This is a genomic window from Synechocystis sp. FACHB-383, from assembly GCF_014698605.1.
Lineage (GTDB): Bacteria > Cyanobacteriota > Cyanobacteriia > Cyanobacteriales > Microcystaceae > Synechocystis > Synechocystis salina.
The window spans coordinates 14,133-27,150 of sequence record NZ_JACJTJ010000050.1; the positions used below are offsets into that span (position 1 = coordinate 14,133).

Annotated in this window: 11 protein-coding genes; 8 read left to right on the forward strand and 3 right to left on the reverse strand. The window is 48.8% G+C overall.

The genetic code is table 11. The annotated features are described in order from the left end of the window. Positions 1 to 5 precede the first annotated feature (5 nt). Complete coding sequence (priA, locus tag H6G45_RS15510) at positions 6 to 2,501, forward strand: primosomal protein N' (RefSeq protein ID WP_190599305.1); 2,496 nt, start codon at positions 6 to 8, stop codon at positions 2,499 to 2,501. 299 nt (positions 2,502 to 2,800) lie between these two features. On the opposite strand, the gene H6G45_RS15515 is transcribed toward priA, so the two are convergent. Beyond that, positions 2,801 to 3,316 carry a GNAT family N-acetyltransferase gene (locus H6G45_RS15515; RefSeq protein ID WP_190599306.1) on the reverse strand — a complete coding sequence of 172 codons (516 nt, stop codon included), beginning with the start codon at positions 3,314 to 3,316 and terminating at the stop codon, positions 2,801 to 2,803. Continuing rightward, complete coding sequence (locus H6G45_RS15520; protein WP_190599307.1) at positions 3,309 to 3,593, reverse strand: DUF1778 domain-containing protein; 285 nt, start codon at positions 3,591 to 3,593, stop codon at positions 3,309 to 3,311. The genes H6G45_RS15515 and H6G45_RS15520 overlap by 8 nt, the downstream gene beginning before the upstream one ends. A gap of 108 nt (positions 3,594 to 3,701) precedes the next feature. Between H6G45_RS15520 and H6G45_RS15525 the strand changes: the two genes are divergently transcribed. From H6G45_RS15525 to H6G45_RS15535, 3 genes are read left to right on the forward strand one after another with little or no spacing between them, the layout of a single operon-like run. Continuing rightward, a complete protein-coding gene (locus H6G45_RS15525) occupies positions 3,702 to 4,964 on the forward strand; it encodes an AAA family ATPase (RefSeq protein WP_190599308.1) in 1,263 nt (420 codons plus the stop codon). Continuing rightward, on the forward strand, positions 4,961 to 5,587 hold the full coding sequence (locus H6G45_RS15530; RefSeq protein ID WP_190599309.1) for a retron system putative HNH endonuclease: 627 nt from the start codon (positions 4,961 to 4,963) through the stop codon (positions 5,585 to 5,587). The genes H6G45_RS15525 and H6G45_RS15530 overlap by 4 nt, the downstream gene beginning before the upstream one ends. Before the next feature lie 2 nt (positions 5,588 to 5,589). Next, complete coding sequence (locus H6G45_RS15535) at positions 5,590 to 7,311, forward strand: DUF262 domain-containing protein (protein ID WP_190599310.1); 1,722 nt, start codon at positions 5,590 to 5,592, stop codon at positions 7,309 to 7,311. 32 nt (positions 7,312 to 7,343) lie between these two features. Here the strand turns inward: H6G45_RS15535 and H6G45_RS15540 are convergent, their stop codons facing one another. Continuing rightward, a complete protein-coding gene (locus H6G45_RS15540) occupies positions 7,344 to 9,152 on the reverse strand; it encodes a phosphodiester glycosidase family protein (protein WP_242018196.1) in 1,809 nt (602 codons plus the stop codon). 227 nt (positions 9,153 to 9,379) lie between these two features. Between H6G45_RS15540 and nusB the strand changes: the two genes are divergently transcribed. From nusB to H6G45_RS15560, 4 genes are all read left to right on the forward strand, one after another. Then, positions 9,380 to 10,045 carry a transcription antitermination factor NusB gene (nusB, locus tag H6G45_RS15545; RefSeq protein WP_190599312.1) on the forward strand — a complete coding sequence of 222 codons (666 nt, stop codon included), beginning with the start codon at positions 9,380 to 9,382 and terminating at the stop codon, positions 10,043 to 10,045. A gap of 30 nt (positions 10,046 to 10,075) precedes the next feature. Further along, the gene (locus H6G45_RS15550; protein ID WP_347338279.1) at positions 10,076 to 10,549 is read left to right on the forward strand and encodes a DUF2996 domain-containing protein; all 474 of its coding nucleotides are present in this window, start codon (positions 10,076 to 10,078) and stop codon (positions 10,547 to 10,549) included. Between the two features lie 45 nt (positions 10,550 to 10,594). Then, positions 10,595 to 12,217 carry a sodium:proton antiporter gene (locus H6G45_RS15555; protein ID WP_190599313.1) on the forward strand — a complete coding sequence of 541 codons (1,623 nt, stop codon included), beginning with the start codon at positions 10,595 to 10,597 and terminating at the stop codon, positions 12,215 to 12,217. Positions 12,218 to 12,418: 201 nt separating this feature from the next. Beyond that, positions 12,419 to 13,003, forward strand: a complete 585-nt coding sequence (locus tag H6G45_RS15560; RefSeq protein ID WP_242018197.1) for a pentapeptide repeat-containing protein — start codon at positions 12,419 to 12,421, stop codon at positions 13,001 to 13,003. Positions 13,004 to 13,018 lie beyond the last annotated feature (15 nt).

The following is a 13,018-nucleotide window of genomic DNA, read 5'->3' on the forward strand; positions in this document are numbered from 1 at the left end:
ACGGTATGACGGTTTCTCCCTTGGCCCTGGCGGAGTTGGGCTTTGACTATCGAGAAGAACATCAGGTGCGTCCCTGGGCAGTGGTGTTGGTGGATCTGCCCCAAACCGATGGCATTTACACCTATGCCATTCCCCCTGATTTAACGGTGCAGGATGGGGACATTGTGGCGGTGCCCTTTGGCAACCAACAGTTAGGGGGAGTGGTGGTGGGCTGTGTGGCCAGCTTGCCCCCAGACTTACCGCCGGAAAAAATTAAGCCAATCCAAGACGTAATTGTGTCGGGCTTTTTTGCGCCCCATTATTGGCGGCTGTTGCATTGGTTGGCGGAATATTATTGTACGGAGTTAATCACCGTCATTCGCATGGCTTTGCCACCGGGATTACTCCAGCGTTCCCAGCGCCGCATTAGGTTAAATGGCGATCGCCTACCGTCGGATTGGCCCATGTTTTTGAGTCAACCGTCCCATCAGGGAGCAAGGCAAATTTTGACCCTACTGCAGTCTTCCAAAGAAGGGGATTACAGTTACCGTTATCTGCGGCAAAAAGTACCGGGACTAACCAAGGCGTTGCGGGATTTGCTCAAACGGCAATGGGTGGAAAGTTACCTAGAACCCCCCAAGGCGGTGCGGCCCCAGTTACCCAAAATGGTGACTTTATTAAACTTTGACCCTAGCCTCAAACTGACGGAATTGCAGGCCAGGGCCCTGACCGTGCTCAAAAACCAAGGAGGAGAACTCTGGTTAGCGGATTTGCTCAAAGCGGTGCCCTGTTCCGCCTCCACCATTCAATCTTTGGCCAAAAAAGGGCTAGTGGCGATCGCCGAACGGGAAAAATTACGGCTTTTGGGTCAACCCCAGGTCCATGCTAGCCAAGCTCCAACATTAACCCCAGCCCAGGAAAAAGCCTGCCAAACCATCCGCCCCCTCCAGGGTTATCACCAAGTTTTACTCCACGGCGTCACCGGCTCCGGCAAAACGGAGGTTTACCTGCAAATCTGTGGCGATCGCCTGGGCAACGGGCAATCGGTTTTAGTGTTAGTACCAGAAATTGGTTTAACTCCCCAGTTAACCGACCGTTTTCGGGCCCGCTTTGGTCAGAAAGTGGCCGTGTACCATAGCGCCCTATCTGCCGGAGAAAAATACGACACCTGGCGCCAAACCCTGTTGGGCCACGAACAAATTATCATTGGCACCCGGTCCGCTATTTTCACCCCCCTGCCCAAGTTAGGACTGATCATCCTCGACGAAGAACACGACAGTAGTTTTAAGCAAACCCAGTCCAGCCCCAATTACCATGCCCGCACCGTGGCCCAACGCCGGGCCGAGCTGGAACAATGTCCCCTCATCCTCGGTTCTGCCACCCCTGCTTTGGAAAGTTGGCATACGGTTCATCAACATCAAGGCGACCCCCAAAGGCATTACCTCGCGTTACCCGATCGGGTACAGTCCCGCCCCCTACCCCCGGTTAAAATTGTTGATATGCGGGCGGAATTAAAACAGGGCAATCGCTCCATTTTCAGCCGAGCGTTGCAAACTGCCCTGGGGGAATTAAAAGCCAAACAACAGCAGGGTATTTTATTCATTAACCGCCGGGGCCATAGCACCTTTGTCTCCTGTCGCAGCTGCGGTTACGTGTTGGAATGTCCCAACTGTGACGTTTCCCTTTCCTATCACTACGTCCAGGGCAATGCCCAACCCCTCCTGCGGTGCCATTACTGTAACCATGCGGAAACCCAGCCCAAGGTTTGCCCAGAATGCTCCTCTCCCTATCTGAAATTTTTTGGCAGTGGCACTCAGAAAGTAACCGAAGCCCTAACCCAGGAATTTCCCGATTTACGTTGGATTCGCTTTGACAGTGACACCACCCGCAGAAAGGGAGCCCATCGGCAATTGTTGGATCAATTTAAACGGGGAGAAGCGGATTTACTGGTGGGAACCCAAATGTTAACCAAAGGGTTGGACCTGGCCCAAATTACCTTGGTGGGGGTGGTGGCCGCCGATAGTTTGCTCAATTTTGCCGATTACCGTTCCGCTGAGCGGGGTTTTCAGACCTTAACCCAGGTGAGTGGCCGGGCCGGCCGGGGGGAAGAACCGGGCCAGGTGATTATCCAAACCTATACTCCCCACCATCCCGTCATCCAAGCGGTCAAAACCCACAATTACCATGGTTTCATTGCCCAGGAGTTACCCCAACGGGAAATGTTAAATTATCCTCCCTACGGCAAGTTAATTCTGCTCCGTTGTCTGGGGACCAATGAAAAGGAAGTAGAAAACACCATTCAGGCGATCGCCGCTTTGTGCGAACGACTTTTACCCAAGACAGTGGAAATTTTAGGACCGGCCCCGGCCAGTATTCTCCGCATTGCCCAACGGTACCGCTGGCAGTTCTTAATTAAATACCCTAGTTCTGTGAAGGTAATTTTACCCCTGGAGAGAATTAAACAAATCTGTCCTAACTCTGTTTACCTAGATATTGATGTGGACCCCCTTAGCATTGATTGAGAGCACTCTCCAACTTACTTGACTTCTAGTTCTAGGATTTAATTTTTGGTAAATGTTCTATTCTTATTTGTCTCCCAGATACTGCCCTTTCTTGCTTGACGGACTATGGTATTACCGTTAACAAAACCAATGGATTCTTGCTCAACCCAGAAACTAGAATGGAATCTCAATTAGCTAAGACAGAATTGCTTGCTGCTATCCTTGAAATTTACCAAGACTTTGTCTGGTTTCTGGAAATTTATGCCACTACCTTTTTAACCCAAATTTACCAAACTCCTCACAAAAAAAACCTGGCTCATCTAAATCCCCGCCGTCTTAACAATATCCTTGACTAACAAATATAAATGACATTCCGACAACGGCGATCGCTCAAAATCATAGCGTTCATAAAACGCCGCCGCTTCCTCATCCTTGGCATGGACGGCGATCGCCCTTGCTCCAATTTGCTCGACCACATTTAAACACCGTAACAACGCATCCTTTAACAAACCTTTCCCCAGCCCCAGACCTTGATAACGCCGATCCACCGCTAACCGCGCCAAAACAATCACCGGAATGGGATATTTTCCCAAACCCTTACTCACCCTCGGTGGTACGGCTTCATGCTCCACCGCCCCCGCCACCAAACTATAAAAACCAATCACCTGCCCAGCCTCCCCCAACGCTACAAAGGTTTTGGCACTGTGGTTACGGCTATTGGTCAACGCATATTTCTGCAAGAACAGATTCAGTTCGGGAACACCACAATCAAAAGTCCCCAGCTCATGGCCAGGCTCCAAGACGATCGGGGCCTGGAATGATTTTCCTTTAGTCATCAAACACCCCAGGCTCTGTTAATAAATCCCGCAAACGGGGTAAAGATTTCGGAGGTGATTCCAATGCTATACAAAAGTCATCCCATGCCTGGTCCGATAGGGAAAATAGTTGCTGATTTCCCACCACTGCCAACGCGGCTTGATAGGACTGCTCCAAAATAAAACTTGTCATCGAGGTCTGCTTAATTTGGGACGCTTGCTGGATTGTCGCTTTTTGCCGTTGGGTTAAACGCAACTGCACACGCTCGTCTCTAGTGTGGGAAACTTTGCTATTCATAACTTGTTAACAGGGATTGTTAATGCCCATTAGTTGTGCTCACATTGTACATTACAATGAAGAGGCTTTCCATGGCTTCTGCCATTTAACAGGTATTCAACCGCAACCATGCACATCAAAACCATAAGCCTGCACAATTATCGTGGAGCGCAGTCCTTGACAATGGAGTTGCAGCCCCACTTAAACGTGCTGGTGGGTTGTAATGGAGCGGGGAAATCCACCATTCTTGATGCGATCGCCCTCATGCTGTCCTGGACAGTTAGTCGAATTCAAGGACTCCAGAAAAAACGAGATTCAATCTCGGAAGAGGATATTAAAATTGACGAACCCAATGCTTCAATTGAAATAAGTTTGATTGACGATGATAAACAAGTGAAATGGTTAGTTGGCAAAAGGCGTCAAGGTTCTTCTTCTTCTCTTAATTTTAGCGATTGTGCTTTATTGAATAAGTACGTAGAAAAAATACAAGCTAGTATCATAGCTACAAAAGGCAAGACCTATATACCAATATTTGTTTTCTACCCCGTAGGCCGGGCTGTAAACAAAATTTCTTTAAAACCTAGACAGAACCAGACTTTTGATTTGATGGAAGCCTATGATCAAGCCTTAATAGGAAGTTCCACATTCATGGCATTTTTTCAGTGGTTCCGGGAACGAGAAGATTTAGAAAATGAAAGTCGAAAGTTTTTAACCCATTCTCAAGATTTTAGTCCAGATCCTCAATTGGAAGCAGTTCGTAATGCTCTAAAACATTTCCTACCTGACTTTGAAAATTTAAACGTGAGACGAAACCCTCTCAGAATGGAAATTCAAAAGTGGGGACAATTCTTTACTATTAATCAACTCTCAGATGGAGAAAAATGTTTGATTGCAATGATTGGTGATATAGCTCGACGATTAGCGATCGCCAACCCCATCGGGAACCCACTAGAGGGAAAAGGCATTGTTTTGATTGATGAAATCGATCTGCATCTCCATCCCACTTGGCAGCGAATGATTATTCCTCAACTCGTTAACGTGTTTCCCTACTGCCAATTTATTGTTTCTACCCATTCCCCCCATGTCTTAACCCATGTCCAACCTGACAATATTTTTCTCCTGACCCAAACTCTCGATAACATAACCGTGACTCAACCCAGTGCATCCTACGGGAAAACGGTAGACCGAATTTTAGAAGATCTAATGGGTTTACACACCACCCGACCCCAGCAAGTGAGTCAGGATCTTCATCGCATTTACGAACTCATCGATCAAGGAGAACTCCCCACAGCAAAACAGGCTATTACGGACATGAAAGTGGCGATCGGTAACGACCCTGAATTGGTTAAAGCCGAGGTGCTAATTCGACGCAAGGAGATCATTGGTCGATGAAATATATCCAAAAACAGGCTGAACCACAAGAAATCCTTCAGTGGAAACAACAAAGCAACGATGATTGGCAACCCCTTTATGCACGCCTGGGCAGTGACCTTAAAAAAACGATTAAACAGGCTCTAATGCAAGAACAAGGTTATATCTGCTGTTACTGTGAACAAAGATTAGACCCAGATGATTCTCATGTTGAGCATTTTCGCCCCCAAAGTAAGTTCCCACTTAATTCCTTAGATTTTGATAATTTACTCTGTTCTTGCCAAGACCAAATTAAAAAAGGAGAACCTCGTCATTGCGGCAAGCTCAAAGATAATTGGTTTGACCCAGCATTATTACTTTCTCCCCTTGACCCCAAGTGTGAAACATCATTTCAATTCACTGCTGATGGTTATATCCAGCCTCGTTATGAGCAGGATCAAGCTGCCATTACCACCATCACGAAACTGGGTTTAGATATTCCCGCATTACGTGCCCTGCGCCGACAGGCGATCGAACCGTTTCTGGACGAATCTCTCTCAGTGGAAGAGTTTAATTTATTCGTGCAGAAATATTTACTGCCTTCATCAGCCGGCGATTTTAACCCCTTTTGGTCAAGTATTTATTATTTATTTAGGGGGAGGTAAAGATGGCAACATTAAATTTCAACACCACTAACTCTACCTTCCGTCAATTACTTGGCAATGGACTGAGCTACCACGTTCCCCCCTTCCAACGGGACTATTCCTGGGGGGACGACGAATGGGACGACCTCTGGCAAGACATTACTGCCCTCTTTGAAGCAGACGGTGAACCGGCTCACTACATGGGCTATTTAGTACTACAATCCTCCGATAGCAAACGCTTCGACATTATTGATGGTCAACAACGGCTAACCACTATCAGCATTATGATTTTGGCGGGGCTAAGCCACTTGAAAGACTTAATCAATGCTGGGTTAGATGCTGACAACAACCGCCGTCGTCAAGAACAACTACAAAATAGCTACATCGGTTACCTCGATCCGGTCAGTCTCATTGCCCAGCCCAAATTACGACTTAATCGCCACAATGATCACTTTTATCAAATCTACCTGGTTCCCTTAGAACATATTCCCCAACGGGGACTCAATGCTTCCGAACACCAACTCAGAAAAGCCTTTGATTGGTTCAAAGACCGCATTAAAACACGAATAGGCAACCAACTCGACAGTGGACAGAACTTTGCCGCCTTCATTGACGCCCTGGTGGATAAACTTTTTTTTACTGTCATCACTGTCACCGACGAACTTAATGCCTTCAAGGTCTTTGAAACCTTAAACGCCAGAGGGGTACGCCTTTCCGCCACCGACCTATTGAAGAATTATTTATTCTCTCTGATCAGCACTGCACAAACCCACGAAACGGAAATGCGGGCTTTAGAAGAGCAATGGGAACGAATTGTGGGACTACTAGGTAGTGAAAGCTTTCCCGAATTTCTGCGGGTATTTTGGAATAGTCGGCACAAACTAGTACGTAAATCCGACTTGTTTAAAACCATCCGACGACAGGTCACTAGCCGGGAAAATGCCTTTGGCTTGGTTCGTAGCCTCGATCAGTGTGCCGCTATCTATGCAGCTCTCCGGGATCCCCAAGATCCAACCTGGAACCCAGAAGAAAAACAGAGTCTCCAGCAATTATTGATGTTTAGCGTGCGCCAACCCTTGGCCATGCTTCTGGCTTGCCATCGTCATTTCTTCGACTCAGATCGAGATACTTTTACCCGTATCATTAGGGCGATCGCCATCATTTCCTTTCGCTACAACGTTATTTGTAACCTGCAAAGCCATGACCAAGAACGTCTTTACAATGACATTGCCGTCAAAGTTTCTAACCAAACCTATGTTACCTATCAACAGGTACTGATGGCTTTACAAGCCGTTTATCCCGACGATGATCAGTTTAAAAATGCCTTTGCGGCCAAAGAACTCCGCACCACCTACAGTCGCAATAAAAAGGTTGTTCGTTACATTATGTTTGCCATCGAGAAACAAAAATCGGGTCAAGCCTTTGATTTTGAAAGCGCCACCTACAACCTGGAACATATTCTGCCCGAAAATCCTTCCATCGCTTGGTCTGCCATTGAAGAAGTTAAACAGGACCGCTTAATTTACCGGCTCGGCAATATGACTCTCCTCAGAACGGCCCGTAATCGGGATCTGGGCAATGGAGATTATGAAACAAAACGGGCTGTCTATGCCCAAAGTGATTTCCAAATTACCCGGGCGATCGCCGAACATTACGATATGTGGGATGAACTAAAAATTGAATCTCGACAAAAACACTTGGCTAAAATAGCAGCGGGTATCTGGCGGATTGACTTTGGCGGTTGAATTGAATTCTCTAAAAAGTAACTGATTCGGGCTTAACGGACAAACACCCCAATGGCATTGCTCACCCGGGCTGCCGTCACTGGCGATCGATCCAACAATTGACCCCCCAGGGCTAGGGAAGTGGAACTGCCGCCATCCAAATTCAAGGCATTCACTGCCCCCAACTGTTGCAAAATTTGGGCAAATTCCCCCAAGCTAGCTCCCGCTCCCCCCACCCGGTTATGGCTAGCCACCAGCATAATATTGCCGTTTCTGTCCACGGCGATCGCACTGCGGGAAGCCCGTTGCTGTTGGAAGGCACTGGAAAAACCTTCCCCGGCTGCGTTGAGCACAATGCGTCCTTGGTCAATCAGGAGGGGCCCTGCGCCCATGCCGTGGGGAAAAGCATTAAACGCTTCCGGTGTCGATCGCCCATTGACATTGATAGTGGTGCCTACGGCTAAAACTCCGGCGGGAATTTGGTTACCCCGGTCAATGATTAAATAACCATCGCTGGGGATGGGCATTTGTTGTTGTCCCGCTTTGGGCAAGGGATATTGGGCGGTGACTTGGTTATTTTGCACCACATAAACCTGTTCGTTATCACTGAGGGAAACATAGGTTGGCCCCCAGGCGGGGGTATATCGGGCAATGCCCCGTTGCACATAGCCACTATTGAGATAATTGGCGGTTAACCGTTGTCCCGATGCAGTGGTAATACTTTCCGAGAGGGAAAGGCGGCCAAAGGTGGTTTGTCCTTGGTCATTCCAGGCGATCGCCCCCCGGTTCAGAATGGGTCCCGATCGCCAATTTTGCTGACTCCACACCGCCCCTAGGGGAAGTTGATTATTGCGGTTGAAAAAGCCCGCATTGATGGCCACCGCCGCCTGTTGATCCCTGGCAATGGTCACTAACGGAGCAGTACCCTGGGCCATGGTGGGATTAGCCATTAGGGGTCGTAGGGAAATGGCCGGCGATCGGGGATTTACCGTAACAGTGGTGACGGGAAACTGACCCCCAGCAATGTTGACAAAGCGTTGTTGCCAAGTAATGCCTTCTGCCCAGTTGATGGTTTTTACTGGGGGAGCATCGGCCCGGGCATCGATCACCAGTCGCAGGGGGGCCGTGAGGGTACTAACTTGGAGCTTGTAACCCACGGGCAATTGAAAATGCACTTTACTGCTGGAACCCAATCTTTCCAGGCGATAACGAATTTGTTGCCCGCCGCTGGTTTTGCCGCCCAAATCGTCCTGGTCAATGCCTTGTAGGCCGGGGGAGTTGGCATTGCCTTGGCCACCGATGGTGCTGCTGGCGTTAATGGTTAAAACCGCTTCTTCCTTAGCTTGGCTCACTTGCCAAAAAGCCGGTCGGCTCAGTTCCAACACTACCCTTTCCCCCCAGGGTTGCCTCCCGTCCCGCACGGTCAGAATTTGGGCATTGGGATTGGGCATGATCAGGGTATTGCCCTGGGACTGCGCTGTACCCAACGGTTGCAATAGGGGAGTTACATCCAGGTAACGATTGGGGGCCACAAAGCGGGCGTTTAAAGTTTGGCGATCGCCGCTGAACCATTGCACCGGTTGTTGGTTGGGATTGGCGTTATCGAGGAGATCCAGCCCCAAAAACTGCATGGCCCCGGTATCCCCTAAGCCCGTGCGGATCTGTCCCCCTTCCTGCCATTGGCCCCAGGCGACGGGGTAGGATTTGCCGTCAATGCTAATTTGATTGCCCTGTTGGATAAAACCTGGGGGGGATTGGGCCACCACCGGACTGGCCAACAAAAGTTTCAGCCCCAGCATTACCACCAGGGTGAGCAAAAATAAACACGAAAAACCCAACCAATTTCTAGTCCAATTAACCATTTTCAGCAAATCCCCTAGGGCCATGGAGCTATTCTGCCACTAATACACAATTTGCCCAATCCTTTGGTAGCGCTCTAGTGCATCGCCAACCCATGGGCATTGGTGAGTTGAATAGTAATCGCAATTGGGCCGGCGATCGCCAAGACCTGGGCCAGATTGTCCAAGTAACCAACAATGGGCATAGGATCAGAAAAAGTATTGCTCCTGATTTGCTGAGAATTGAACCTATGCTTCCCCGTCAACAACCCCGCCGTGTGGCCCGTGAACTCTCCTTGTTGAGCCTGAGCCAATTGAGCCGCAAGGACACCAAGCCCGAAACCTTGGAGCAAGGCGACCTGGAAGCATTGCTGTTGGCCGCCACCCGCACCTTGAGTGGGGAAGTCCATGAAATTTTAGAAACAGCCTCGGCAGAATTGAGTCGTAGTCACGAACGCTTGTTAAACAGTGAAATTCGGGCCAATAACCTCAACAGTGCCAAGGCCATGCTGGAAGAAGCCATGACCCTAACGGAAACCGTGATTAATCGCCTAGCCCTAGCAGTGGATTTGCCGGAAACGTTGCAATTGGCCGGACAAATGGAAGTACGGAAATTTGCGTTGGAATTAATTGGCACCGTCTGTCGCCGCCGTCAGCAAATCGATGAGCAACTGCAAGAAGCCATGGTGGACTGGCAACTGTCCCGCCTGGCCAAAATTGATCAAGATATACTCCGCCTGGCGATCGCCGAACTGGATTACCTCGGTGTGCCCCAAAAAGTAGCCATTAACGAAGCGGTGGAGTTGGCCAAACGCTACTCTGGCCAGGATGGTCACCGTTTTATCAATGGGGTCTTGCGTCGGGTCACGGAAAAAAAGACTAATGGAGCCCCCGTTACCCCTGGTGAACCCCGTTAATATTTGTTATTTTTTTTGTGATTGCCCCCAGTGGCGCTCACTCCCTTTTCCTTATCATGGCGATCGCCCCCCAAATTAATGACAGAAGCCAAAGCCCCCGCTGAAAAGAAAGCTAAACCCCCCGCAGTAGAAGATAAGCCCTTCACCGAATTCATCCAGCAAGATTTTCTCCCCGCCCTCCAAAGTGCTCTCGGTAAAATTGGTCTGGGTCAGGTGGCTCTAGACTTTAACCAAAACCCCCTAGCTATCCCCGGTGCCGACAACACCGCCTACTGGCAAGTACAAGGCACCTGGAGCGGCGATCGCCAGATTGCGAAACAATTCAGCCTCTATTTCTTCCAAGAAGACATCAAGGGACCCAAAGGCTTTGCCTACAGCGTTGATAATCGTCCCCCCAGCACCCTGGAGTCCTTTATGATTGACGAGCGCAAAGTCACCCTTGATTTGATGGTGCTCTACATCCTACAGCGGTTAAATGGCCAAAAATGGTTAGGGGGCAACTAGCCCAGGCATAGTCACCACCCATTATGGGGGATACCACCAAACATAATGATTAGATATTTGGCTGTCAGTGCGGAAATCAATATCGATAAACTTCCTGCAGAGCCAGAATCAGCCCTAGGTAACCTAGCCATCACCACCTTGGTGGAGAATCTGATCATTCTGCTATTGGTGGCTACCTTAGTAGCCCTGGTGGCCCGCTGGCTCAAGATTCCCTACGTGGTCGGTTTAGTGCTGGCGGGTTTGGCCATCCCCCGTCATCTTTCCATTGGTCTGAACCCCGAATTAATTTTCAACCTATTCTTGCCCATTCTCATTTTTGAGGCGGCCATTAACACCGACATTAGCCGCCTGCGTAGCACCATTAAACCCATTGCCCTATTGGCGGGGCCGGGGGTAGTGCTTTCCTCGGCCATTACTGCAGTGTTATTGAAGATAGGGCTTGGTTTAGCTTGGATTACCGCCGCTGGGGTCAGCGTGATCCTGACCATAACCGACACCGTTTCTGTGATTGCTGCTTTTCGGACAGTGCCCGTGCCCCGACGTTTAGCCACCATTGTGGAAGGGGAAAGCTTGCTCAATGACGGGGTGGCCATGGTGCTGCTCAGTGTAATTACCACCATCCATGTCCAGGGAACCTTTACCCCAGGGCAAGGCATTAGGCAAATGTTTATTGCCTTTGTGGGGGGCGGTTTGCTGGGGCTGGGACTTGGTTATCTGTGCGTCGGCCTGTTCCGTCAGCTAGACGACGATCTGAGCGACATTCTGCTGACGGTGTCCGTATCCCTAGGAACCTTTCAAATTGGTCAATTTTTGGGGGTTTCCAGTGCGATCGCCGTGGTGGTGGCAGGGTTAGTAATCGGCAACCTAGCCTTCAAGGAAACCTCCGCTTCCATCAAAGTTACCTTGTTAAGCTTCTGGCAATATGCCGGTTTTTGCGTCAACACCCTGATTTTTCTCTTGGTGGGCATTGAGGTCTATCCCCGCATTCTATTGGCCACCATTCCCGCCGCCCTAATTGCCATTGTGGCCTACCAAATTGGCCGTATTTTTTCCATTTATCCCCTCCTTTATCTACTCCGCTTCTTTGACCGGCCTTTGCCCCTGCGCTGGCAACATGTGCTAATCGCCGGCAATGTTAAAGGTTCTCTTTCCATGGCCCTAGCTTTGGCCCTGCCCCTCACTTTACCGGGAAGGGAGCAGGTGGTTACCTTAGTCTTTAGCACTGTGATGGTTTCCCTAATTGGGCAAGGTTTAAGTCTGCCTTGGGTGGTGAAAAAATTACAATTGAGCAAACCGTCTCCCCTGGCCGAAAAAATTGCTGTGCTCCAGCTAAATTTAGTTACGGCGAAGGCGGCCCAAGGGGAATTAAAATATCTGTTGGAAACTGGCAGTTTACCTAAGTTTTTGTACGAAGAATTATTCGCCGATTACCAAGCTCGCATTGCCAATTCTGAGCAAGAATTAAGAAATTTTTATAACCAAAGAAATTTAATTTTTTCTGAGGGTGAGGTAGAAAAAGAATACATTGATGGTCTATACCGTCGTCTCTACATAGCAGAAAAAAGTGCTATTAATGATGCCTTAGCGAAGGGAATATTAGCCGATGACATCAGTAATGAATATTTACAGGTGTTGAATGAAAAACTTTTAGCCCTGCAGGATGATTGATCGGTACAATTGTAGAAATGATGATGTTTAGTCTGCTTTTAAGAAGCCTTCCTAATGCTCCAATGTTTAAGAAAACTAAGTAAAAATTCTCTCCTCTGATTAGATATAAGCAGATTGGTTCGAGAAGTAAAACTTGACTAACAGGCTCTCAGACGCTGATGTATAGTGGAAAAAGGTAAGCGCTATGGGAGTTGGATGTTAATGAACTTTTTAGTAATTTGTCAAAAATTTTTCGTCCATAATCTATTCCCATGGAAGGCGATCGCCGGGGTCCAGAGGGAAAAAGCAAAGCCTCTGGACCGATGGCAACCCGTAGTTCAAGCTGGCTTACTAGTTGCCACTTTCATCCTGGCCCTTGTCACCCTCACTAGCCCTAGCCTCGCCCTAGACTACAACCGGGGCAACCTGGTGGGGGCGGATTTTTCCCATCAAGATCTACATGGTTCCATCTTTGACCATGCCAATTTACGGGGCGCGGATTTCACCGGAGCTAATCTGCAGGGAGCACGGTTTTTTTCCGCCAACATGGACGGTGCCATTTTAGAGGGAGCGGACGCCCGGGGAGTGGATTTTGAGTCCGCCCGTTTGACCCATGCCAATCTCCGCAATGCCCGTTTGGAGGGTTCCTTTGGCACCAATACTAAGTTTGGTGAAGTGGACATTGAGGGGGCAGACCTAACGGACATTATTTTAAGACTAGACACAGAGGAGTATCTTTGCGGGCTAGCAAAGGGGACTAACCCAACCACGGGCAGGCAAACCAAGGACACTCTTTTCTGTCCTTAGATTTGCTTAATTTCA

What these genes read in the sequence shown, in the direction of transcription:
- priA (WP_190599305.1), top strand. Translation starts at nt 6, where the DNA reads ATGACGGTTTCTCCCTTGGCCCTGGCGGAGTTGGGCTTTGACTATCGA.
- H6G45_RS15515 (WP_190599306.1), bottom strand. Translation starts at nt 3,316, where the DNA reads ATGACTAAAGGAAAATCATTCCAGGCCCCGATCGTCTTGGAGCCTGGC.
- H6G45_RS15520 (WP_190599307.1), bottom strand. Translation starts at nt 3,593, where the DNA reads ATGAATAGCAAAGTTTCCCACACTAGAGACGAGCGTGTGCAGTTGCGT.
- H6G45_RS15525 (WP_190599308.1), top strand. Translation starts at nt 3,702, where the DNA reads ATGCACATCAAAACCATAAGCCTGCACAATTATCGTGGAGCGCAGTCC.
- H6G45_RS15530 (WP_190599309.1), top strand. Translation starts at nt 4,961, where the DNA reads ATGAAATATATCCAAAAACAGGCTGAACCACAAGAAATCCTTCAGTGG.
- H6G45_RS15535 (WP_190599310.1), top strand. Translation starts at nt 5,590, where the DNA reads ATGGCAACATTAAATTTCAACACCACTAACTCTACCTTCCGTCAATTA.
- H6G45_RS15540 (WP_242018196.1), bottom strand. Translation starts at nt 9,152, where the DNA reads ATGGTTAATTGGACTAGAAATTGGTTGGGTTTTTCGTGTTTATTTTTG.
- nusB (WP_190599312.1), top strand. Translation starts at nt 9,380, where the DNA reads ATGCTTCCCCGTCAACAACCCCGCCGTGTGGCCCGTGAACTCTCCTTG.
- H6G45_RS15555 (WP_190599313.1), top strand. Translation starts at nt 10,595, where the DNA reads ATGATTAGATATTTGGCTGTCAGTGCGGAAATCAATATCGATAAACTT.
- H6G45_RS15560 (WP_242018197.1), top strand. Translation starts at nt 12,419, where the DNA reads ATGAACTTTTTAGTAATTTGTCAAAAATTTTTCGTCCATAATCTATTC.